The 23,299-nt window shown below is 73.7% G+C and carries 14 protein-coding genes; 10 read left to right on the top strand and 4 right to left on the bottom strand.

Annotated elements, in window-relative coordinates:
- Nucleotides 1–48 precede the first annotated feature (48 nt).
- From AOM46_RS13590 to AOM46_RS13580, 3 genes are read right to left on the bottom strand one after another with little or no spacing between them, the layout of a single operon-like run.
- Nucleotides 49–1,128 carry an iron-containing redox enzyme family protein gene (locus tag AOM46_RS13590; RefSeq protein ID WP_062210342.1) on the bottom strand — a complete coding sequence of 360 codons (1,080 nt, stop codon included), beginning with the start codon at nucleotides 1,126–1,128 and terminating at the stop codon, nucleotides 49–51.
- On the bottom strand, nucleotides 1,125–1,355 hold the full coding sequence (locus AOM46_RS13585) for a CDGSH iron-sulfur domain-containing protein (RefSeq protein ID WP_078856777.1): 231 nt from the start codon (nucleotides 1,353–1,355) through the stop codon (nucleotides 1,125–1,127). Before AOM46_RS13585 ends, AOM46_RS13590 begins: the two co-directional genes overlap by 4 nt.
- On the bottom strand, nucleotides 1,339–1,977 hold the full coding sequence (locus AOM46_RS13580) for a HemK2/MTQ2 family protein methyltransferase (protein WP_062210337.1): 639 nt from the start codon (nucleotides 1,975–1,977) through the stop codon (nucleotides 1,339–1,341). Before AOM46_RS13580 ends, AOM46_RS13585 begins: the two co-directional genes overlap by 17 nt.
- Nucleotides 1,978–2,371: 394 nt before the next feature.
- Here AOM46_RS13580 and AOM46_RS13575 point away from each other — a divergent pair, with 394 nt between their 5' ends.
- Together AOM46_RS13575 and AOM46_RS13570 are read left to right on the top strand one after the other, a co-directional pair.
- Nucleotides 2,372–3,136, top strand: a complete 765-nt coding sequence (locus AOM46_RS13575; protein ID WP_062210334.1) for an MFS transporter — start codon at nucleotides 2,372–2,374, stop codon at nucleotides 3,134–3,136.
- Complete coding sequence (locus tag AOM46_RS13570) at nucleotides 3,076–3,783, top strand: hypothetical protein (protein WP_062210331.1); 708 nt, start codon at nucleotides 3,076–3,078, stop codon at nucleotides 3,781–3,783. The genes AOM46_RS13575 and AOM46_RS13570 overlap by 61 nt, the downstream gene beginning before the upstream one ends.
- A gap of 79 nt (nucleotides 3,784–3,862) precedes the next feature.
- Here AOM46_RS13570 and AOM46_RS34580 read toward each other — a convergent pair whose 3' ends face one another.
- On the bottom strand, nucleotides 3,863–6,793 hold the full coding sequence (locus AOM46_RS34580; protein ID WP_062210329.1) for a BTAD domain-containing putative transcriptional regulator: 2,931 nt from the start codon (nucleotides 6,791–6,793) through the stop codon (nucleotides 3,863–3,865).
- 433 nt (nucleotides 6,794–7,226) lie between these two features.
- Here AOM46_RS34580 and AOM46_RS13560 point away from each other — a divergent pair, with 433 nt between their 5' ends.
- From AOM46_RS13560 to AOM46_RS13525, 8 genes are all read left to right on the top strand, one after another.
- Nucleotides 7,227–7,916, top strand: a complete 690-nt coding sequence (locus tag AOM46_RS13560) for a Crp/Fnr family transcriptional regulator (RefSeq protein ID WP_062210326.1) — start codon at nucleotides 7,227–7,229, stop codon at nucleotides 7,914–7,916.
- A gap of 180 nt (nucleotides 7,917–8,096) precedes the next feature.
- The gene (locus AOM46_RS13555; protein ID WP_234313765.1) at nucleotides 8,097–8,960 is read left to right on the top strand and encodes a hypothetical protein; all 864 of its coding nucleotides are present in this window, start codon (nucleotides 8,097–8,099) and stop codon (nucleotides 8,958–8,960) included.
- Nucleotides 8,953–11,286 carry a hypothetical protein gene (locus tag AOM46_RS13550; protein ID WP_062210323.1) on the top strand — a complete coding sequence of 778 codons (2,334 nt, stop codon included), beginning with the start codon at nucleotides 8,953–8,955 and terminating at the stop codon, nucleotides 11,284–11,286. The genes AOM46_RS13555 and AOM46_RS13550 overlap by 8 nt, the downstream gene beginning before the upstream one ends.
- An 88-nt stretch (nucleotides 11,287–11,374) precedes the next feature.
- Complete coding sequence (locus AOM46_RS34575; protein WP_062210320.1) at nucleotides 11,375–12,607, top strand: hypothetical protein; 1,233 nt, start codon at nucleotides 11,375–11,377, stop codon at nucleotides 12,605–12,607.
- Entirely contained in the window at nucleotides 12,607–14,967 is a 2,361-nt protein-coding gene (locus AOM46_RS33165; RefSeq protein WP_107080058.1) for a vWA domain-containing protein, read from the top strand. The genes AOM46_RS34575 and AOM46_RS33165 overlap by 1 nt, the downstream gene beginning before the upstream one ends.
- 17 nt (nucleotides 14,968–14,984) lie before the next feature.
- On the top strand, nucleotides 14,985–18,713 hold the full coding sequence (locus AOM46_RS13535; RefSeq protein WP_067226170.1) for a tubulin-like doman-containing protein: 3,729 nt from the start codon (nucleotides 14,985–14,987) through the stop codon (nucleotides 18,711–18,713).
- Nucleotides 18,710–21,217, top strand: coding sequence for a hypothetical protein (locus AOM46_RS13530; protein WP_062210313.1), 2,508 nt, complete (start codon nucleotides 18,710–18,712; stop codon nucleotides 21,215–21,217). Before AOM46_RS13535 ends, AOM46_RS13530 begins: the two co-directional genes overlap by 4 nt.
- Nucleotides 21,214–23,283, top strand: coding sequence for a hypothetical protein (locus AOM46_RS13525; RefSeq protein WP_078856774.1), 2,070 nt, complete (start codon nucleotides 21,214–21,216; stop codon nucleotides 23,281–23,283). The genes AOM46_RS13530 and AOM46_RS13525 overlap by 4 nt, the downstream gene beginning before the upstream one ends.
- The last annotated feature ends 16 nt before the right edge of the window (nucleotides 23,284–23,299 follow it).

Below are 23,299 nucleotides of genomic sequence, written 5' to 3'. Positions count from 1 at the left end.
GGGACGCGCCGGCGGTCCCGGTCGGGAGGCCACCCCGGGCCGGGACCGTCAGTCGCGTCGCACCCCCACGGGCGTCGGCAGCGGCCGGCGCAGGGCGGGGCGCCCCGCGCGCCAGGGCGGCAGCAACGCCCGGCCGAGGGCGTCCTCCAGCAGTCCGGTGGCCTCGATCCCGAAGACCACATCGGCGGCCAGGCCCGGCTCGTCGGCGAGCAGTCCGCCGATCACCTCGCGCCGCACCACCTGTTCGTGCACCGCGTCGGCCTCCACATGTTCGTCGTAGAAGTGCTCGGCCGCCGGTCCGGCGCCGGTGCGGCGCATCGCCTCGGCCAGCCGGCGCGAGCCGGGCGACGAGGTCACCTCGACGGCGGCGAAGTGCCCGACCAGGGCGCCGCGCAGCGCGCGCCGCAGGCCCAGCAGGGACATCAGGTTGACGGTGGCCAGCGCCTCGGCCGGGGCCGCGTCCAGATAGCGGCCATAGGTCGGGTCGAGGCCGAGGTCCGTCATCAGTTCGGCGAAGAGCCGGGCATGGGCCCGGTCGGCGCGGCCGGCGCCGAACTCGTCGAACTCGATGGCGACCATCGCGGCCTTGGCCCGGCCGCGCAGCCGGGGGATGACCCAGGCGTGGGGGTCGGCCTCCTTGAGGTGGTAGAGCGAACGCAGCGCGGCATACTCGCGCAACTGCCAGAGTTCGCCCTCCCGCGCCAGGAACTGACCGACCCCGACCGTTTCGTCGCCGTCCGAACCACCCGAGCCGTCCGAGCCGGCCGCACCACCTGACCCGGCCGAGCCACCCCCAACAGCGGCCGGCTCGACCAGCAGCTCGCCCAGGGCGTCGTCGACGTCACGGCCGGGTGGCAGCGCCGCGCGCAGGGCGGCGAGGAAACGTTCCTCGGCCGCCACCCGCAGCCCGATCAGCTCCGGATCCCACTCCCTGGCGTCGGGAACGCCGGCGAAGCCCCGGTAGTGGAGTTCGTACAGCGCGTAGAGCGTCAGCTGCAGATCCCCGCCCCAGGGGTCAGCGCCGGCGACGGCCGCCAGCGCGGGAAGGGGGCGCGCTTCGCCGGCGAGCGCCGCCAGCAGTCCGGCCGACAGCTCCCCGCGCGCCTCGGGCAGCCCGGGGACGGTCACCGGCCGTTCCCCGCCGGAGGCTTCGCCGGCTTGGACCGTTTCCGATGGCTGGTGTCGCACCAGGGGTAGCGGCGGCTGCGGCGGCAGGTGCAGAGCGCGACGGCGAACCGGTCGCTGCGGACGACCCGGCCGTCGTCGAGCGTCACCTCCACCGGGCCCTCCAGCAGCAGCGGTCCGTCCCGTTCCGCGGTCACCCGGCGCGGCTCACGGTCAGCGCTTCTCGCCACGGATCACCACCAGTTCCTCCAACTCCTCGTCCGGCGGGACCAGGCCACGGCGGCGCAGCCAGGGCAGCCGCTCGCGCAGCACCGGGCCGAACGGGATCCGGGCGCGTTCGACCACGGCGGCCCGCAGGCCCGCCTCCTCCAGCCGGAGCAGGGTCTCCTCCTCGGCGCAGAGGCCCGAGTGGACCAGCAGCAGCACCCCGTGGGGCCGCAGCATCGCGGGGGCCGCCGCGCAGATCCGGTCCACCAGCGCCCGCCCGTCGCGGCCGGCCTCCCAGGCGCGGGCGGCGCCGGTGCGGGGCAGCGTGTCGAGCGGCGAGGGAACGTAGGGCGGATTACTGAAGAGCAGATCGTAGGAACGGCCGGCCACCGCGGTGGTGAGATCGCCCCGGCGAACGGTCACCCGGCGGCCGGCGAGGACCGCGTTGATCCTGGTGCTGAGCACCGCGCGCCGACCGATGTCCACGGCGGTCACCCGGGCGCCGAGTCGGGCGGCGTAGGCCGAGAGCGCCCCGCTTCCGGAGCACACCTCCAGCACATCCATCCCGGGACAGATCCGCTCGGCGCGGAGCGCGGCGGCCAGCAGCAGCGTGTCCGCCTGCGGCGCGTAGACGCCGGGCAGCACGACCGTACGCCCGAGCGCCGGCGCCGGCCGGGCGCCGGGTGAGGAACGAACTGGGGGACCGGCGGTGGAACCGGTGGGAACAGCGGACCCGGCGGACCGAGCAGACCCTGCAGACCCGGCAGAAGCAGCCAACGAGCACCTCCAGCCCACCCCTCACCGACCCCGAGACCGCGCGCCGAGTACCCGGCTCGGCGCCGTCCACACCCCGCCGTCGCGGCGAACCCGCCGCGACCACCCCCGGCCGGCCGACCGGGCGGGCTCGTCGGGGGTGGTCGCGGCGGGGCGGTAGGCGATGAGATAGGAGATCTCGTCGGGCCCGCCGGTGCCGCGGGGTGCGAGGAACCCGTGGCGGCGGGCGCGAACACTCATCTCTCAGTGCGAGGAGGACCGGTAGATGTCCGACCGGATGCGGCGACGGGTCGACGCCTACCGGCTGTACCTGTTCGGAATGGTGCTACCGGTGTCCTTTCTGGGCTCCTTCGCCGGCACCACCGCGATCGTCTACTACGTCCAGTCGGGCAGGCTCAACCCGCTGGAACTGGTGCTGCTCGGCACCTCGGTCGAGTTGGCGTACTTCTTGACGCAGCTGCCGAGCGGGGTGCTCGCCGACACGGTGAGCCGCCGGCTCTGCGTCTCCACGGGCTGGATCCTGCTGGGCACCGGCTTCGCCCAGCAGGGCCTCTCGCCTTCCTTCGCCAATCTCTTCATAGCCCAGCTGTTCATCGGCGTCGGCGCCGCGCTGCACACCGGCGCCCAGGACGCGTGGATAGCCGACGAACTCGACGCGGGGAAGCTGACCCCGGTCTATGTCCTGGCCTCCCAGCTGACCCTGCTCGGCACCCTCTGCGGGGCGCTGCTCAGCGGTGTGGTCGCCGACCGTTGGCCGCGCGTTCCGCTGCTCGCCGGCGGCGTGGGGATCATCCTGATCGGCGTGCTGCTGATCTTTGTGATGCCGCGGACCACCGTCCCGCACGGCGGCGACGGCGCGGACGGCGGCCCGTCCGGGGTGGTGGGCCGGTCCTGGCGGCTCTTCCTCGGTCAGCTGCGGGAGGCGCGGATCGCCACCCTCGCGGTGCCGGGATTCATGCTGCTGGTGGGGTGCTCTTCTTCACCGGTGCCTGGGGCGAGAGCTTCGACCGGCTCTGGGGCGCGTTCCTGATCGAGGAGATCCACTTCCCCGATGTGTGGGGCCTCACCCCGGCCACCTGGATCAGCGTGATCACCGCGGGGGTCGCGCTGCTCAGCCTCGTCTCCACGGAGATCGCCAAGCGGCGGATCGACCGGCTCGGCCACTCGGCGGTCGCCGGCACCCTGCTCGGCGTCACCGCGCTGATCGCGGTGGGCGTGCTGCTGATGGCGTCGGCGCGGGGCTTCGCCATGGCGATCGGCGCCTATCTGCTGGTGCAGGTGCTGCGACCGGTCGCCTATCCGCTGGTCACCGGCTGGATCGTCAGCCGGGTCGACTCCCGGGTGCGGGCCACCAGCCTGGCCGCCCGTGACATGTTCGACAGCGGCGGCCAGATCATCGGCGGCCCGGCCGTCGGCTGGATCGGCCTGGTCGGCACCATCCGCACCGCGCTCTTCGCCGGCGCGCTGGTGCTGCTGCCCGCCATCGCCCTGCTGATCGCCGCGACCAGGCGCGCCCCGGCCGCGCACCCGGACGCCCACCCGGCCGCGCACCCGAACGCCCTCCCGGCCGCCCTCCCGGACGAACCCGCCGAAGAGAACGCCGCGACCGGCGACGAGGCACCGCCCGCCGAAGAGGCCCCGCCCGTCGGCCCGAACCACCGGGAGGGAAGCCGCTGATGAGCCCCGCCTCCCCCGGGGTCGGGCCGTCGTGCCCGCTCCGCCACGCCCACGGGAGGCGGGCGTTCAGGCGAAGCACTCAGGGGAGAAGGGCCGGCTCGGCCGCCTCCGGATCGCCGTGCCGGTCGAGGAGCGCGGCTATCGCCGCCCGGGCGCCGGCCACCCCGGCCGCGTGCTCGGCCTCGGTCGCGACGGCCAACGCCTCCCGGTAGGCGGCCAGCGCCCGCACCGGATCGCCCGCCGCGCTCCGGCTGGCGGCCAACTCGTCCAGGGCCTCAAGAAGGGTGTGCCGGGAGCCGATCGAGCGGGCCACCTCCAGCGCCTCCTCGTGCCGGGCCACCGCCATGGCCGGGTCGCCCAGCTCGCGGGCGAACACGCCCAACACCCGCAGACAGTCCACCTCCACGGCCCGGAACCCGTGCTCGCGGGCGAGCGCGAGACCCGCCTCGGCGTGGCCCGCCGCCTCGGCGCTCCGACCGGTCAGCAGCAACAGATCGGCCGTCCCGGTGAGCGCGTTGGGGATATGGATCTCGTCGCCGTTCTCCCGGCAGCGGTCCAGCACCTCGGAGAGATGGCCCAACGCCTCCTCGTAGCGCCCCAGTTCCTTCAGACAACGGGAGAGGTTCACCATGGGCGCCCGCCGGAGCGGCCAGGGCCCCGACGGGCTGACCAGCGCGATCGAACGTTCGAACTCCTGGACGGCCGCGTCCAGTTGACCGCGTCGGCCATGGGCGACGCCCAGGTTGTTGCGGACCGCCGACTGCCATTCGGGCAGGTCCGCCCGCTCGAAGGCGGCCAGCGAGCCACGCAGATGGTCCAGCGCCGCCTCACCGTCGAGACCCAGCTGGTCCATGGTCTTGCCCAGGTTGTTCCTGGCCCGCGCCTCGGCAATCGGATCGCCCAGCGTCCTGGCCGCCGCGAGTTCCCTGGTGTAGAGGTGCATCGCCTCGTCGGGGAAGCCGCCGAGGAAGAGATAGCGCCACAGGGTCTCGGCCAGGTCCACGGTGCGGCGCGGCGCGCTGATCCTGGACAGCTCCAGCAGATTGGTCCGCTCGGCGTCCAGCCAGTCCCTGGCCGCGTCGGGCGAGTCGAACCGGGGCGCCGCGCCCGGCCAGACGGGCGGCGTCGGGCGGCGGAAGATCTCGTTCGGCAGCAGCACGTCCATCGCCGCCGAGGCCGTGGCCAGGTAGTAGTCCGACAACCGGCCGAGCGCCGCCGCCCGTTCGGCCGTTCCGCCGCCGTCCGGCGTGCCGGTCAGCTCGGCGGCATAGGCGCGCAGCAGGTCATGGAGCCGGTAGCGGCCGCTCGGCAACCGCTCGACGAGATGGCCGCGCACCAGCACATCCAACGCGCGCCGCACCGAACGCGGCGCCGTGCCGGCGAGCGCCGCCACCGCGTGTTCGTCCGGATCGGGCCCCGGATGCGCGCCCAGCACCCGGAACACCGCCGCCACTGGCGGCTGAAGACGCCGGTAGGACCAGGAGAAGACGGCCCGCACCGCCGTATGCGGATCGTCGATGTCCAGCAGGTCGAGCGCGCGCCGCCGGGGCACCAGCGCCCCGGCCAGCTCGGCGATCCCGCCCGGCCCCGGCTGCGAACGCACCAGCTCGGCGGCGATCCGCAGCGCCAGCGGCAGCCGGGCGCAGCGTTCCACCAACGCGTCGACGGCGGCCGGCTCGGCGGCCAGCCGCTCCGCGCCGAGCGACCGGCGCAGCAGGGCGTGCGCCTCGGCATGGCTGAGCCGGTCGAGCGCCAGCCGGCGGGCGCCCTCCCTGACCACCAGCCCTGCCAGCGCGTCCCTGCTGGTCACCAGGGTGACGCAGGACGGGCTGCCGGCCAGCAACGGGCGCACCTGGGAGACCTCGGCCGCGTTGTCCAGCAGCACCAGCATCCGCCGGCCGGCGACCAACGTCCGGAACCGCGCGGTGCGTTCGTCGAGATCGTGCGGGATCGCCGAGCCGGCCAGGCCGAGGGCGCGCAGAAAGCCGGCCAACGCGTCCTCGGGCGCCAGGGGTTGGCCCGGACCGTAGCCGCGCAGGTCCACATAGAGCTGGCCGTCGGGGAACAGCGCCCGCCGCCGGTGCGCCCAACGCACCGCCAGGGCCGTCTTGCCGACGCCGGCCGTCCCGGCCACCGCGGCGATCATCACGGGGGCCGGCGAGGCGGACACCAGGGCGTCCAGCTCCCGCATCTCGGCCTCCCGCCCCACGAACCCGGCGCTCTCCAACGGGAGTTGACTCGGCCCACCGCCCGGCCCCGGCATCCCCGAGGCCGTTCTTCCCGCTGTCGGGCCGGAGCGCAGCCTGGCCGCCGACTGCCGTAGCTCGGGCCCCGGCTCGACGCCCAGCTCGTCGGCGAGCAGCCGCCGCGCCCGCTGGTACGCCGCCAGCGCGTCCTCCCGTCGGCCGGCCCGGTCGAGCGCTTCCATCAACAGGCTGTGGAAACGTTCCCGCAGGGGATGGGCCAGCGCCAACCGCTCAAGTCCTTCGACCAGTTCGGCGCCCGCGCCGCCGGCCAGCTCCGCCCGGTAGAGCGACTCCCGGGCGGTCAGTCGCCGCTCGTCGAGCCGGACGGCCCAGTCACCCAGCGCGCCCGCCTCGACGCCCGGGAACGGGGTGCCCCGCCAGAGCCCGAGGCCGGCCCGCAGCAGCGCGGCGGCGCGCCTGGGCTCCCGTTCCACCAGGCCCGTCCCCTCGACCACCAGCGTCTCGAACCGCTCCGCGTCCAACTCGCCCTCGGCCAACCGCAGTCGGTATCCGTCGTCGACCCGGGTCAGCCGCTCGGGCTCGCCCAGGAACGCCCGCAGCCGGTGAACCTGCAGGTACAGTCGCTGAGCTGAGCGATCGTCCTCCTGATCACCCCACAGCGCATCCACCAAGGCGTCCGCCGGCACCACCTGATCGGCCCGCGCCAGCAGCAACCCCAGCAACGTCCCCCGCAGCCGTCCGGTCACCGGCCGCGACCGGCCGCTCTCCCTGACCTCCAACGGCCCCAGCACCTGGAACTCCATCGCCCTTCCCCCCGGTCGGTTGCCAGCCCCGGGTCCAAGCCTCTCAGCTGGAGCGAACTCCAACCGGCAGGCCACACCCGCGTCTTGGCCACGAAAATGAACCTGGAGGCGGTCCCGCACGGCACAAAGCGGATGACGACTCCCAAGGGGACCGGAGAACGGGTGCCCCGCGGAGCTTTCGCCGGACGTATACTTTTTCGATTGTCTTTTCGATGGCCCCCTTGAATTCCCCCTCACCCAACGGCACATGCGGGGTTTCTGCACCAACACGCACACACTGTGGTGGATGATGCGAACCGCCTTGCGGGGCATGCATGTTGGGCCTACGCTCATCTCCTCGCGCACGCACGGCGGATGACAACGGGGGAAATCCGGGTGACGATCGACATCGGGAAACGTATGGCTCGCCAGGTCGTTCAACTCGGGAATTCATATGAGTCTTTTCGGTCAGGGGCGTGCCTTCCTTGATGCTCTGCCGCCGCAGGACCGCAGGGATTTGATCAGTCTCGGCACTCAGCGCAGCTATGCCCCCGGCGAGGTCATGATCCAGGAGGGCGATCGCACCACCTTCGTCCTGGTGATCCTCTCCGGCTGGTCCGTCGCCCAGGTCAACACGGACCGGGGCAGCAGACTCATCCTCGCCCTGCGAGGCGCCGGCGATCTGGTGGGCGAGCTCGCCGCCGTGGACCACCGGCCGCGCAGCGCCACCGTGACGGCACTGGGCGCGCTGCGCGCCACGGCCATCCCCGGGGGCCGCTTCCGTGGCTTCCTCGCCACCCGTCCGGTGGCCACCACCCTGGTGATGCGGCAGCTCAGCTCCCGACTGCGCAGCTCGGACCAGGAACGCAGGGAGCTGGCCTCGGGCACGGTGCTGCGGCGGCTGGCCATCAGGCTGTTGGAGCTGGCGGAGCGGACCGGCCGCGAGGTGGAGGGCGGCACGGTGGTCGATCTGCCGCTGCCCCAGCACGATCTGGCGGCGGCGATCGGCACCAGCCGGGAGGCGGTCGCCAAATCGCTGCGGGTGCTGCGCGAACAGGATGTGATCCGCACCAGGCCCAGGCGGCTGATCATCTCCAATCTCCCGGTGCTGCGCCTGCTGGCCGAGCGCGGGGAGCTGACGTGACGGGAACTGACCTGACGGGGAACTGACGTGACGGGGAGGGCGGGGGATGCCGGGGTGGCGGCAGGCGGGGGAAGCGACCGCCGAGGCGATTTCGTACCAGGTGTGTAAACGGCCACATCGCGAAGGGGAGCGGGTGAGCAGACTCGTCGGTGACGCACCACCACGCGAAGGGGCGGGACCATGAGCACCAGGAGACAACCCGGCGGCGGGCCGGGGAAACAGCGGGGGAACGGTTCCGGCCGCGCGCTCAACCGGCTGGTGATCTCCGTCGACGCCTGCGGCTCGGGCCGGCTCGCCCTCGACGCCAAGAAGAGCCTGCGGAGCGCGATGTACCGGGCGTTCGACGAGGCGGGCGATGTCATCGGCGTGCTCCCCGGCGAACTCCGCAGGGAGGACAGGGGCGACGGGATCCTCGCCGTCGTCGAGCCGTCGATCCCGCCGGCGGATCTGGTCGGCCGCTGGGTGGAGGGGCTGCGCCAGGGCGTTCGGGAACACAACCGCGCGGGCGGGGTGCCGCTGCGGTTACGCGTCGCGATGCACTCGGGTCCCGTGCTGATCGACGCCGAGGGGCTGGTGGGACGTGCGGTCGATCTCACCTGCCGGCTCTGCGACAGCGCGACGGCCAAGCGGACGATCGACGCGGCGGGCGCGGACTTCCTGCTGGTGGTCTCCGATCCGCTGTATCGCACGGTGGTCCGCGAGGGCGGCCGCTCCATCGAGCCGGACGCCTATGTCCCGCAGCGGGTCGGCAACAAGGAGACGGACGAGACGGCCTGGTTCCTGCTCCCCGACCGGCCCGCGCCGGGGAACGCGCCCGGGAACGCCCCGGGGATCGCCCCCGGAAACGCGCCGGGAAACGCGCCCGCCGCGCCCGCCGCCAAGCCGGCGGGGTCGAGGCCGAGGCCGGCACAGGTGTTCCACGTGCGCGGTGACAACCAGGTCTTCCAGGACAACGTGTTCCAGGGCCCGTTCACCGGCATCGGCAAGGCCCCGGACCAGGCCCAGGCCCCCGAGGACGACGGGAGGGGGGAGCGGCATGAGTGACCAGGACGAGCCGGAGGCCGAATCCCCGGCCGCCGAGCCGGCGGAGGCCGCCGCCCCGGCCGGCAGAGACGCGGACGGCGCCCGGGACGGGGAGCGCCAGGCGTCCGACCAGGACAGGAACGAGGATCGGCCGGAGGAACCGCCCGACGCGTTCCGCTCGGCGGTCGGCGGCCTGGGCGACGGCGAGGACGCCGGCGGCGCCGGCACGGCACGCGCCGCCAGGGACAACCTCGCCTCCCAGCGCACCTTCCATGTCGGCCGCGACAACCAGTACATCGAGGGCAACAACTTCTATATCGGGCTGCCGGAGGCCGGCGTCCCCGCCCTGATGGACGGCCCGGTGCCGCCCGAGGCGCTGACCCGGCTGGACGCCGTCTACCTCCCGGCGCCCGGCTACGGCCGGATGAAGGAGCGGCTGCGCGCCCAGAACCTGCTCGTCCTCTGCGGCGAGCCGGGCAGCGGACGCGTCTCCACCGCCCTGACGCTGCTGGCCGAGCTGGCCCCCGAGGGCGTCAACCGGCTCGATCCCGCAACCGATCCCCGGGTGTTGACGGAGGACATGTTCCGGGCGGGCACCGGCTATCTGCTCAAGCTCCCGGACGAGGAGACGGTGGCCGCCACCGCCCCGACCGGCGGCCCCGCGTCCACCGGCGGGTCCCCGCCGGACGCCGGCGGCCCACCGCTGATGGAGATGCATCTCGACCGGCTCAGCGCGCAGTTGACCAGGGTCGGCGCCATGATGGTGATCGTGGTGAGCAGCGGCGATCTGGCCGACCGGCTGCTGCGCGGACGCCATGGCGTGGGCTACGTTCCGCCGCCGGCCCGCGAGGTCCTCGGCCGTCATCTGCGGCAGCGGCTGCGGGGCGCCCCGGCGGGATCGCTGCCGGCGGCCGAGGAGCTGGCCCGGCGGGCCGATGTCAGGGAGGCCCTTGGCCTCGCCGAGTTGCATCCGGCGGAGGCCGCCCATCTCGCCGACCATCTGGCCCGGCACCAGCTGGGCGAGCTGACGGACGAGGAGCTGCGCGCCGCCTGCGCCGGGTTCGTGACCCGGCAGGCGCGGCTCTGGTTCGCCGGTGCCGACCGTCCCGGGCACTTACCGGCGGCGATGCCGGTGCTCCGGTCCGCCGCCTTCCGGATCGCCGTCGCGGTCTTCAACGGATCGCCCTACGGGCTGGTCACCGAGGCCGCCGACCAGTTGGCCTGGGAGCTGGGCATCACGCTCGATCCGGAGAACCCGCCGGGCCGCCGGCTCTTCGGCACCCATGCCGAGTTACGGCCCGCCCTGGCCCGCGCCGAACTCTTCGACGACGAGGTGGATCTGGGGCTCGCGCCGGCGCCCGCGCGGGTCATCGCCTTCCGAGGCCAGGGGCTCGCCACGGCCGTGCTGCGCGAGGTGTGGGACGGTCACCACTCCGCCCGTGGCCCGGTGGGGCGCTGGCTGCGCGAGCTGTGCGAGGACCCGCGCCCCCAGGTGTGGGTGCGGGCCGCCGTGGCCGCCGGAGTGCTCTGCTCCTGGGACTGGCTCCATGGCTATGGCGACATCGTGCGGCCCATGGCCCTGGGCAACCCCGACGGGCCCCGGCTGGCCGTCGCGACCGTGCTGGCGCAGGCGGCCTACGAGCCGGAGGTCCGGCCGGCCGTCGGCAGCCTGCTGAAGCAGTGGGCCAAGGGGCCCGACCTCGGGCTGCGGCAGGCAGCCGTGGTGGCCCACGGATACGGGATCGCGGCCGGTTCGGTGGCCGCCTCGCTCGACGAGTTGGGCAAGGCGATCCGCCGCGACGAGGACGGCGCGCTGCTGGCCGCCGTCTCGCTGAGCGTGACCCGGCTGCTGGCCGGTCCCGAGCCCGACGTGGTGATCGAACGCCTGGGTCGCTGGCTGCGGGACGGCCGCCGCGAGTACGCCGACCTGGTGCTGCTGGCCCTGCTGCGGGCGATCCGCACCCCCGTCACGTTCCTGTGGGGGCTGCGCGACAACCCGGAGTTGGAGCGGCGCTCGGCCTGGCCGCTCGTCGGGGCGTTGATCGCCACCCGGCCGGCGGCGGCGGGACGGGTCGCCGATCTGGTCGGCTACACGCTCGCCACCCCGAGGTCGGCCGCGCCGGCCCTGGACGGGATGGGCAGTTGGATCCGGCGGGCCGCGACGGACGATGAGCAGCTGGCGACGCTCGTCGGCTTCCTGCCGCGCCTCGCCTTCGAGGGCCGGGACCGCGATCGGCTGCGCCATCTGCTCGACCGGCAGGTACGCGATCCCGACCGGCCGTTGAACAGAGACGTCGCGCACCGGCTGTGGCACGCGGCACGAGGAAGGAGACCGACCGGTGAGTGACAGGGCAGCCCAGGCCGACCGCGGAAACCGGCCGAATCAACGGAACGCACGCGACGGACACGACGGACAAAAGAATCGGGACGAGCGGATGGAACGGGGAGCACACCGGGACCGGCCCGGGGAACGCCGGCGGTCCGACCGCGCCGGCGGCCGGAAGGCCCCGCTGGGGCCGCTGCTGCGCGAGTGCCCGACCCCGTACAAGCGGGAGAGCGGCCAGGTGATCGCCGTGCTGCGGTACCCCAACGGCGGTCACACCGTGCTGTGGCCCGACCGTCGGGAGGACTACGACAAGCCCTGGCTGCGGGGCCCGTTCACCGCGTTCGAGGTGGCGCTCGGCCGGCATGTGACCGAATTCGACATCAGCCTGCCGGCCGCGGGCGACGCCGAGTTCTTCGAGGCGCAGGCCCGCGTCCACTGGGAGGTGGACGACCCCCGGCTGGTGGTGGACCGCCAGGTGTGGGACGCCGCCGAACTGCTCCGCGACGATCTGCTGGAGCGACTGCGCGATGTGTCCCGCCAGTTCACGCTCACCCAGGCGGAACGTGTGGACCGGGCGGTCCGGGCCGAGCTCACCTCGGGGCGGTTCGCCCTGGGCACGGACCTGGGGCTGCGGACCAAGGTGCATGTCTTCATCGACCTCAGCGAGCGGGTCGTCGGCCGCGAACGGGAACACACCGACCTGGAGCACGAACTGACCGTCACAGGGCGACGCGAGGCGTGGGAGTCGGAGCGGATCGCGCTGCGCGCCAAGGAGTTCGAGGACATGCTGCGGCGCGGCAACATCGGGCAGATCGCCGGGTTCATGGCCAGGGAGCCGGGGCGGGAGCTGGAGATCCGCAACCTCATCCGTCAGGAGTGGCGCGAGGAGCAGCAGGTGTCGATCGAGCTGTTCAGCCGGATGCTGGACAGCGGGCATCTGGAGCGGCACGACATCGGCGAGCACATGTACGAGGTCATCCAGTACCTGCGGGCCAGGTCCGACGGCGTCGTCGGCAACACCATGGACCAGGTGCTGGCCGCCCGCCATCTCAACCCCCAACTCCCGCCGGCGGACGGCTCGTCCCGCCGGCCGCCCCCGTTCTGGGCCGGCGACGACGAGCCCGACCAGGTGCCCGACACCGGGGACGGCGCCCGCCGGGACCCCCGGGACGACCCCGACGGCTGGGACGACCGCCCGGACCACACGGACCGCGCAGACCGGACTGACAGGACAGGCCGGGCAGACGGGGCGGACCGCGACCGCCGGGCGGACCGCGACAGCCGGGGCGCGGCCCGCCGCGCCGGCCGGGCCAGCGACAACTTCGACGACTGGGACGAGTGATGAGCAGACCGGGAACGCGCGGACCCGCGCGCACGGGAGACGGCCGCCGCAGGCGCGGCGCGCGCCGGGTGGCGCTGCTGGGCGCGGGTCTCGCCCTGGCGCTAACCGCCCCGTTGCTGACGTTCCCCACCGCCGCCACCGCACAGGACGACGAGGAGGGCCGGCCCCCCGAGGTCGACCCGATCGACTTCGCCATCGTCATCGACCAGTCGGACAGCCTCTCCGAGGAGGATCTGCGGCGGGAGGTCGAGGCGGCGACGACCATCGCCCAGGCGGAGCTGTCGCAGGAGTCCCAGGCCCTGGTCATCGGCTTCGGCAGCGCCGAGGAGGAGGGCCAGGTCGCCGCGATAGAGGCCTGCCAGCGGACCGAACTGGACGCCGACGGCCGACAGTCGATCAGCGAGTGCGTGCGGGAGCTGGCCTCCCCCGACCGCGCGGTCGTCGGCCCGGGGACCGACCATCCGGCGGCCCTCGCCCAGGCCGTGCAACGGCTGGCCGAGGGCGATCCGGACACGCCCCGGGTGATATTCCTGCTGACCGACGGCCGGCTCGACGTCACGGACAGCCGCAACTACGGCGACTCGCCGGACGCCCGCCAGAACAACGCGCGCGCCGCGCTGCGGAACACCCTGGCCGAGGCCAGGGAACAGGGCATCCAGATCTGGCCGTTGGGCTTCGGCGACCAGATCGACGAGGCCGCCCTGCAGGAGATGGCCGAATCGGGCTATGTCGAGGGCTGCGCCAACCTGCCGGACGCCATCCCGGAGATGAGGGTCGTCGAGAACTCGGGCGATCTGCTGGAATCCCTCCAGTCGACGTTCGCCGCCGCCCGCTGCGCCGCCGTCCAGATCGGCGACAAGGGCGTGCCGCCGGTCGATCTCGACGTCTTCATCCCGCCGATCGCGACCGACGGATCGATCACCGTCGCCAAGGGCGATCCCGGCGTGAACGTCACCTATCTCGACCCGGACGGGCGCGAGGTGCCCAAGCAGGGCGAGTTCGAGGGGTCGACCTTCGAGATCAGCGGCGAGAACACCGCCGTCGAGGCGCTTCGCGTCAGCGATCCCAAGCCCGGCACCTGGACGGTGCATCTGGAGCCGGCCGACGACGGACCGGCCATGGAGGCGGCGGTCAGCGCCATCTGGCAGGGCCGCGTCCTGTCCTCCGTCACGGTCACCCCGCCCTCGCCGCACCCGGGGGAGTCGGTGCTGGTCGAGGCCAAGCTGCAGACCAGGGAGAACGTCACCATCGACGATCCCGAGCAGCTGGCCGGGGTGTACGCCACCGCGCGGCTCACCGGCGAGGGCTTCGAGCCGGTGGAGATCCCCCTCGGCGACGAGGGGGAGGGCGGCGACCGGCAGGCCGGCGACCTGGTGTTCACCGGCGAGCTGACCGTGCCCGAAACCGCCGTCGGCCAGCTGGAGTTCACCAGCGAGATGGCGGCGCCCGGCGTGATCGCCGACGAACGCCCCCTGCCCACCCGGGTGACCGAGGGAACGCCGCTGCTCCAGGGCGTCGTCACCATTGAGGACGCCGAACTGCACCCGGGCGGCCAGCTCCAGGGCACCGTGCGGGTCGACAACAACGACAGCAGGCCGCACGAGCTGCGGCTCGAACTGCGGGACACCGGCGAGGGCGCGGTGAGCATCGACCCGCCCACCGTGACCGCCGAGCCCGGCACCGGCCGCACCGTCCCGTTCACCATCACCTTCGGCCCCGATGTGCCGCTCGGCGGCGTCGGCGGCACGGTCACCGTCATCGACGAGACCGACGACGACCGCCCCGTGCACCAGACGTTCCTCGACGCGGTGGTCACCGCCCCGCCCACCTGGTGGGACCGATGGCGGTGGGCGGTGATCGCGGGAGTGGTGGCGCTGCTGGTCGCCGGCGCCCTGGCCGCCGTCTGGTGGACCGCCGACCAGCGGCGCAAAAAACTCGGCGGCCACACCGTGGAGTTGGGACAGAACGAGCGCCCGGCCGACCAACAGCAGATCAGGGGCAACCCGCTGGTCTTCTACTTCCGCGTCGAGCGCGGCAGAAACAGCCATCCGGGCCTCACCGTGGTGCGCTCCCCCGGTGGCTCGGTGTACGAGCTGCGGCGCCGCTCTGACGGCACGTTCCGCATCAAACCGCCCCGTGGCTCGGCGCGTGACCTGCGCTCGGGCCAGCAGTTCCCGGTCGGTGACGACGCCTGGATCGTCGTGCGCGCGCCCGACGCCCGCCGGGACGACAAGGGAGGTGGCGGCGGGCTGTTCTCCCGGCTGCGCCGTCCCCCCGGTGGACCGGGCCCCCGACCGCCGGGCGCGCCCCGCGGCCCCCGCCCGTCCGGCTCGCCGCCGCCCGACGACACCGTTTTCTGAGAAACGAGGGACGTGAGATGAGGATCTACCAACCCGTGCTGTTCGTCGGGCTGGGCGGCACGGGAAACCGGATCGGCGCCGAGCTGGAACGCACGCTCCGCCGTGAACTCTGCGGCCCCGACGGCACCCTGCTGACCAACGGCGGCCAACGCGCCCCGTTCCAGCTGCCGGACTGCATCCAGTTCGTCTACGCCGACTACAGCGAGGCGGAGCTGAACCAGCTGCCGCATCTGAGCACCAGGGGCTCCGAGGCCGCGCCCTACACCCACACCTCGCGCGCCATCCACGATCTGCTGCCCGCCGGCATGAGCAGTTCGCCCGAGGTCACCAGGACGCTGCGGGTCTCGGTCCACGACGAGGTGTCGGAGTGGCTGCCGCCGACGGTCGGCGAGCCACGGGTGGCTCCGCTGCACGCCGGCGCCGGCCAGCTGCCGACGGTGGGCAGATCCGCGCTCTTCGCCACCCTGCGCGAGGGCCTGGAGCCGGTGCTCAGGCCACTGCGGGACGCCATCGGCGCGATCGGCCACTCCGGCGGCGATCTGCGGGAGTTGGGCGGCGGACATATCAAGGGCTGCGACGTGTTTGTCGCGTTCTCCGTGTCCGGCGGCACCGGGGCCGGCATCTTCTACGACTTCCTGCATCTGATCGGGCGCGAGTTCCAGCGTTCGTTCAAGCAGTCCATGGACGGCGTGAAGATCTACCCGCTGGTGGTGATGCCGTCGGCGTTCCCACCGGAGGCCGGCGGCGGCCGGGCCGCCGAGCTGAACGCCAGCCGCGCGCTGGTGGACATCTCCCGGCTGGTCGACAGCCAGAACGCGCCGGACGCCCCCGACCAGTTCGGGGACGTGCTCCAGCCGCAGGGCCCCGGGATTCGCTACCCGGGCGGCGAGGTCGTCACGCTGCGCCCGTCGACCATGCAGACCGCGATCCTCTTCGGCCGGCCCGTCGGCCTCCAGCCGGAGGATCTGCGCCGCTCCATCAGCGCCATCGTGATGTCGCTGATCGGCACCGAACTCGGCGACGACCAGGCGACCGGCCGCGCCGAGGGCAACTTCCAGTCGTTCGCCGCCAGTTTCGTCAACCAGGCCGTGGAGCGCGCCACTCCCTCCCGGTCCGGCATCGGCCACCGGGGGATGTCCACCAGCCTGGCCGCCTCGCTGACCGTGCCCGTCGACGACCTCGCCGAAATAGTGGCCGGACGGCTGCTCGCCGCCGGCGTCCGGGGCATGGCCGAGGAGGCCCGCCGGCACAGCGCCGACGGCCGCGGGCGGGTCACCGAGATGTTCCGCAGCGCCGGCATCGGCCCGCTCTGGGAACGCGAGCCACGCCCGATCGCCGACCCCGACCCGCTGCCCAGGGGCGGCCGGGCCATCGGGCAGGCGCTGCGCGACCGGCAGGACGACATGGACGACGCGCTGCGCCGTCTGGAATCCGATCTCAACCGCGATATGCCTCGGCTGGTGGAGGAGTTCCGCCCGGCCGCCGCCACCCGCGGCCTGCTGGCCCAACTCGGCCCCTTCCACCTGGACAAGGTGCTCACCGGCGTGCCCGACCACCAGGACCGAGTCGCGGCCGTCGGCCTCGTCGGGATGCTCGACAACCGGCGCAACCAGCCGGAACGACCCGAGCATGTGCAGTTCACCCCGCCGAGCGTGCCGCCGATCCGCCGCAGCCTGGGTGGTATCACCCCGGCCCGCTGGGGCGACGCGGACGTCCAGGCGTGCGTCGCCGACCAGAACGCGTGGTACCGCTACCGGGCCAACCAGCTCTGGCACGCGGCGTGGAAGGAGTACGAGAGCCGCTGGCGTCCCCAACTGGCCAGGGCCGTGCGGGAGACCGGCGAACTGGTGCGGGCGCTCCAGTCGCACGAGGAGGAGGAGAGCCGGCTCTTCGCCGACCGGCGCAAGGAGCTGTACCGCGACGACCGCAAGGGCGTCTCGTACCTGCTGCCCCCGCAGGACTCCCTCCGCTCCTTCTACGACGACGTGTTCGAGCGGCTCATGCAGCAGTACGGGCTCCCCGAGGGCTCGGAGGCGGCGGGCCTGCTGGAGCGGATGATCGAGCCGTCCGTCTGGCAGCGCGCCCTCGATCTGGTGCGCCGGTCCCCCGACGAGGCGGTCAGGGAGGTCAAGCAGGTCATCGAGGGACGCGTGAAGCGGCTCTTCACCGAGCGCAGCGTGCTGGACGAGCGGCCCCTGCTGCCCTCCCTCGGCGATCTGCTGCTGGCGGCCGCCGGCGAGGCGGAGATGGGCTCCGCCATCGACGGGAAATGGCTGACCCAGTTCCGTTCCCAGCTGGCCGGGCTGCTGTCGGTCGGCTTTGTCCCCGACGGCAACGGGCCGTTGAAGATCCTGATCGTGCACCCGTCCACCCAGGCCCTGTCGCGCGCCGAACGCTATCTCGCGCAGGCGCTGAGCCTGCCGAGGGAGCCCGCGCAGACCATCGAGTTCCGGGCGGTGCCGACGGACTCCATCACCGTGGTGCTGTTCCGCAGCGGGATGAGCCTCACCGACATCTCGGAGGTCGGCAAGGTGCTGCGCCTCTGGTCGGACGCCAGGGACCTGGCCAGCCCCGAGGACGCCCTCGACTGGCGGCAGCGGCTCGGCTACGAGGACGACTGGCTGGCGAGCACCGAGGAGGACCGGAAACGCATCCTGCACCGGCTGTTGTGCATGGTCTGGAACGGCCAGGTCCAGTGGGCCGGCGACCCGGCCTCCCCCCGCGCCCTGAGGTTCCTGCTCCAGGACGGCGGAACCGCGACGATGACCCTGGAGCTGGACGAGGCGGAGGACGGCGTCTCCAGCTGGGTGAACCTGCTGCGGGCCTACGAACGCTTCGCGCTGCTGGACGAGGGCTCGATCGTCGACGACGTCTGCGGGCGGCTGATGCAGGCCCAGCCGAAGGGCCTGACCAAATCGCCGGCGGCGCCGTCCCGGCTCTTCAGGCTGCTGGTCCACGAGGTCGCCCCGCAACAGCTCAAACTGATCAGGGAGTTGGGCCAGGAACGGGACGGCGAGGACGAGGCATGGCTCGCCCCCAGCCGCCACTTCTGGATGGAGACCTTCGACGGCGCCCTCCATCTCCCGTTCCCCGGCGTCAAGAAGCCGACCCGCCGCTCGCTGTGGGAGCTGCTGCGTGCGGCGGACCGGAAGCGGCGCAACCTGGGCGACGCCCATGGCCGCGCCCAGCCCAAGTGGCACGACGAGGCGCCGGCGACCGCACAACCCGCCACCGTGACGGACGAGGGCCCCAACGGCTACGGCAACCGGGCGTTCACCCCGCACGAGGACCGCCGCGGGGCCGGCCACGACTCCCGCCCCGACGACGGCTTCCGCGGCCGCCCCCGACCCGGCCACCGCCCCCGCGCCCGCCACTGGGAGGACGAGACGCAGGCCCCGCCGCCGGCCACCGACCCCAGAAGCGCCTTCGCCCACGCGGAACACGACGAGCGCTTCGAGCGCTTCGACCGTGACGACCGCTTCGCGGAGGACCCGGCCCCCCCGCCCGCCGCCGGGCGGAACACGCGCTACACCGACGACGACGAGGACGCGTTCACCGACGAGCACAGGGACCGTTTCACCGACGAACGGGACGAGGCGCCCGCCGGCCCGCGGGGCACCGGCTTCGCGGGCTTCACGGACGAGTTCACCGATGAACTCGCCGACGGTGCCGACGGTGACGCCGGCGCCGCCGGTGAAGACCCGCTGGACGGCGGCGCCGGTGGGGCGAGGGAGGGGGCCTGGTGACCATCTCGATCCACCGTCTCGACCTACGCGGCGGCCACGCGCTCGCCACGGCGGCCGTGGCCGAGGCGCGGCGGCGGGAGACCGACCGGTTCCTGGTGCTGGACTCGCTCACCGAACTCCCGCGCCACGAACGGCTCTACGAAGATCTGCTGGCCCATGACCCGGTGCCCACGCTCTGTGTGGCCGTCGGCGCGCCCGAGGCCGCCGGCGAGCACGCCGCCGACGAGCCCGGCCGGCTCGGGCCGTCCGTGCTGCGCCGCCCCATGCCGCTGCGGCCCCCGGGGGGCGGTGTGTTGTGGGTGCCCGACCCGACCTGCGGCGACGACGCTCTTCCGGTGGACGACGCGCTCCGCCCGCTGATGGACCTGCTCGCCGAACCCGCCGTCTTCGACGCCGTGTTGAACGCGCTGGCGGGGATCGCCGAGGGGGTGGCGGTGCCGGCGCTCGACGTGCTGGAGCAGTCCCTCTCGGTGGCCGCCCGTGGGCGGGTCTGGCGGGAGGCCGTCGAACGGCTGGTCGGCCAGGAGACCCCGGTCGCGGCCTTTGTGACCGGCCCGCTCGGCGACGCCCCCGCCCAACTGGCCCCGCTGGTGGGCCAGGAGGTGCCACGCAGTCTCTCCGGCCATCTCTGGCTGGTGGGGCGGCTCCGGGATCGGAACGAGTCCTGCGCGGCGGCGCTGACCGCAGCCCAGGACTCGTTCGATCTGGTCCGCCACCCGCTGGCACCGTTCAACGGAGCGGTGCGCCAGGTCGATCTGCCCAGCCGGCTCTGGGAGTTGGCCGACGCGCTGGACGCCTACCAGCAGGCGGCCGTCGAGACGCTGAAGCGCGGCGACGCCGAGGAGGCCAGGGCCGACCAGCGGGATCTGCTCTTCCAACTCGGTGTCAGCCTGCCCGATTCGGCGGAGGGCTCCCGCGAGCCCGTCGGGCCCGCGCTGCGTTCCTACACCGAGGGGCAGCTGCGTCGCGGGGTGTCGCTGCGGTCGGCGGCGGCACGGCTGGCCGCCCTCGCACAGCGCGCCTACCCGGTGGGCAGCGTCGCCAGGATCACCCACCTTGAGGAGATCTGCCCCGCCGAGGAGCGGACGGAGCTGCGGCACCCCCGACCGTTCCCGCTCGGCTCGCCGCTGCGCCGGGTCAACGCGGCCGAGAGCGGGGCGGTGGCGCTGCTCGCCGGCCTGTGGCCGGGGGCCGGCTGGCTCCTCGGCCCGGCGCTCGGCCTGGCCTGCGCCGGCCTGTCGACCTATCTGGCGCGGCGGCGCCCCAACCGCGATACCGACGGCGGCCGGGACGGCGGCGTGGAGGGCACGGGGGGCCGGCTGTTCGGCGGCATCGCCGGGGGCCTGGCCGGCGCCCTGGTCGGGCAGTTGCTCGGGCCGCCGGCCTGGCTCGCCGCGACCGCCCTGGCGCTGTCCCTCGTCGGCCTGGTGTTCCTCGGGCAGCGCTGGTGGACCAGGGCCGTCGAGGACTGGTGGGAGGCCACCGCCCCGGAACGCGCGGAAGGATGGCGACGTTCGATCGGTGAGGTGCTGACGGAGACGGCGCTCAGGGACTGGTTCCTCCGCGACGCCAGGGAGTACTGCGCGGCCACCGCCGACACCGTGTCCGGCACCCTGCGCACCATGGCGGACACGGCGGAACGCCATGCCGCAGCCGAGGCGCGCCCGACGGGCCGCTTCCGGCCCCCGGCCGACGACCCCGCCGACGCCTCCGGCTGGGACGACGACGCCGACGACTGGGCCAACGACCCCCGGGGTGGCGGGGGTTGGGACATCGAGGACGAGAACGGCACGGACGACAGCGACCACACCGGCGCCCAGCGCGCGGGAGCGGCCGCCAACGACTGGGACAGCTGGGACCGTTGGGACGACGACCAGCTCGACCCCGGCGCCGGCGCCGCCGTCCCCGATCCGGTGCCGGCCGAGGCGCCGACACCGCCCTGGCTGCGCCGCGAGACGGGCGACGGCGGCAAGGCGCTCGTCGAGACCCTGGCCGGCGATCTCACCGCGGGCGGCATCCATGTGCTGGGCGGACTGTGGGGCGCGCTGGAGGCCGCGCCCGAGGACTTCGAACCCCAGGCCGCCGTCGAGCGGATGACGGCGCTGCTGGACGAGGAGAGCGACCGGCTCGCCGACGATCCGGCGCCGCCGCCGGCCTTTCTGCCCGACCCGGGCCAACGCCCGGGCCCGGCCGCCCTGTTCGGCCTGAACGACGAGTCCGCGAGGTCCCTGTTGGCCGCCAGGGCCGAGACCAGGGGCCGGCCGCTGGCCACCCGCGAACACCGCAACGCCCTCTCCCGCGAACCCACCGCGGCCCGCCGCGTCTGCTTCGCCCCGGCCTCGGTGCGGCGCACCGACCGGGGCTGGCCGGACGGCTGGGACACCGCGGGGGAGGACGTCGTCTGGACCAGAAGCGGACGTTTCACCGGCGTGGCACGGCTGTTGCCGCTGCGCCCCGGGTTCGTCGGCGCCCCGCGCGCCGGATCGGAAGGGCCCACGCCGTGAACAGCTCCGACGACTTCGATCACGACGATCTGGAGTTCGAGACGCCGACCGGCGGGCCGGTGCGTTTCAAGGCCGAGTTCGGTCCGGACAAGGTCCTGCCGTTCCGGGCGCCCGTCGTCGGCCGGGTGATCCGGCTGGGCCGGGGCTGGGTGGTGCGGCAGTACCGGCTGCCCCGTTCGGCCCGTGGCGATCTGCGCGCCAGGGAGGCGCTGGAGCACGAGGTCAACGCGGCCGTGGCGCTGGAACGGGCCCATCGGCGCGGCGAGCACCCGGGGCTCTTTCTGCGCGTCGTCGGCCATGACCTGGACGCGGAGGAGCCGTTCGTCCTCTACGAGCCGCCGCCGCCGGGCGCCACGCGTCTGCTCGCGGCCCGGCCCAGCGGCCGGCGGCTGGCCGTGGTCATGCGCCAACTGCTGGTCGCGGCAAGGCTGTTGGAGCGCACCGGACATGTCCACCGGACCATCGCCCCGGCCACCGTCTGGTGGAGCGGGGAGAGCGTCAGGATCGGCGAGCCCCATGGGGCGCTGCCGGTCGGCCATCCGAGGATGCCGATCGGCGAGGCCCCCTGGGCATCGCCCGAACAGCTCGAAGGGCAGGGGCACACCGACCCGCGCGACGATCTGTGGAGCGTGGCCCGGGTGCTCTACGCAGCGGTCTCCGGTCAGCCGGGCCCGCCCTCGGAGCCGCCCGCCGAACTGGACGCCTACCCCCAGCTGACGGCGCTGCGCGACGGCCGCGCCTTCGCCCGGAGGGCGGGGGAACGTCGCACCGTCGCCGAGATCCTGGAGCTGCTGAACCACCCCGACCCGGTGCCCACCCACGCCCAGGCGGCGACGGAACAGGGCGAGTACGCACGGCTCGTCGCGGAGAAACGCCGCCGGTTCGGCACCCGCCGACGCTGGGGCCCGCGGGTCGACGCGCCGCCCTCCGGCGGGGTCGGCGCGCGGTTCGCCATGGGCGACGCCGGGCCCGACGCCGCGTTCCAGGAGGAGCCGGCGCCCCGCGAGGAGGCGCCCGAGGTGCTCTGCCCCTACTGCCTCGGCCCGGTCCGCTATGACGAGAACAGCCTCCATCTCCCCAACGACCAGGGCGACTACGAGCCGTTCACCCCGTCCGAGGAGCCGGTCGAGCTGCGGCGGAACGACATGCTGCGCCGCGCGTTCCAGCGCTGCGAGAACCCCAGCGGGATCGACGAACACCATCTGCCGGTGCCCTATCTGCGGAACGGCCAGCCGCTCACCATCGTGACGGTCGGCGGTTCGCTGAGCGGTAAGACGCATCTGCTCGCCGCGATGATCAGCGAGATCGAACAGGGCGGACTTGAGCCGTACGGCATCACCGCCGAACCCCTCAACCCCGAATGGCACCAGCGCTTCGTCCGGGAGCGGCTGCAGCCGCTGCGCGACGGGAAGGTGCTGCCCAGAACGGCGTCCACCCGGTTCGCCCAGTTCGCCGACGGCCTGCTGCTGACCAGCCGTGGCCAGACCCGGCCGCTGATGTTCTTCGACCTGGCCGGCGAGGATCTGGAGGGCCACGACGAGGCGACCCGTTTCCTGGCCGGCGCCGGCGCGTTCGTCTTTGTCGTCGACCCGCTGCGCGCGCTGCGGCTGCCGGAGCTGGACGCGCACCGCGAACGCATCGGCATCAGGGAACGCGACCTGGGCGACGAGGCGTTCGCCGCGGTGCTCTCCCGGGTGCCGCGCTCGGACGGCTATGTGATGACGCCGTCGACGGTGGTGCTCAACAAGAGCGATCTGGTCAGGTTCGAACCCGAGGTCGCGACCTGGCTGCTCAACCCGCCGCCCACCCAACGGATCGCGGCGACCCTCGGACGGGAGAGCGAGGAGGCGTACGCGTTTCTGCGGCGCCACGGCAGCCGGGCCTGGCTCCGGCCGGTCGCCGACACCGCCCGATGCACGCTGCACTTCGTCTCGGCGACCGGCCGGCGGGAACGCGGCGGTTCCTACCCCAACGGCGTCACCCCACGCCGGGTGCTGGCGCCGCTGCTGTCGATCCTGGCGATGGCCGGCCTGGTCGAGACCGGCCCCGAGGAGGTGGGGCTGTGACCCCGGGCGGGACATC

This window comes from Streptomyces sp. NBRC 109706 (assembly GCF_000974485.1).
Lineage (GTDB): Bacteria > Actinomycetota > Actinomycetes > Streptomycetales > Streptomycetaceae > Streptomyces.
Note: the sequence above shows the minus strand (reverse complement) of the source record. Positions and strands in the feature narration are given on the sequence as shown.

Coding starts and splice junctions, on each gene's coding strand:
- AOM46_RS13535 (WP_067226170.1), top strand. CDS start 14,985: ATGAGGATCTACCAACCCGTGCTGTTCGTCGGGCTGGGCGGCACGGGA.
- AOM46_RS13575 (WP_062210334.1), top strand. CDS start 2,372: ATGTCCGACCGGATGCGGCGACGGGTCGACGCCTACCGGCTGTACCTG.
- AOM46_RS33165 (WP_107080058.1), top strand. CDS start 12,607: ATGAGCAGACCGGGAACGCGCGGACCCGCGCGCACGGGAGACGGCCGC.
- AOM46_RS13560 (WP_062210326.1), top strand. CDS start 7,227: ATGAGTCTTTTCGGTCAGGGGCGTGCCTTCCTTGATGCTCTGCCGCCG.
- AOM46_RS13550 (WP_062210323.1), top strand. CDS start 8,953: ATGAGTGACCAGGACGAGCCGGAGGCCGAATCCCCGGCCGCCGAGCCG.
- AOM46_RS34580 (WP_062210329.1), bottom strand. CDS start 6,793: ATGGAGTTCCAGGTGCTGGGGCCGTTGGAGGTCAGGGAGAGCGGCCGG.
- AOM46_RS13555 (WP_234313765.1), top strand. CDS start 8,097: ATGAGCACCAGGAGACAACCCGGCGGCGGGCCGGGGAAACAGCGGGGG.
- AOM46_RS34575 (WP_062210320.1), top strand. CDS start 11,375: ATGGAACGGGGAGCACACCGGGACCGGCCCGGGGAACGCCGGCGGTCC.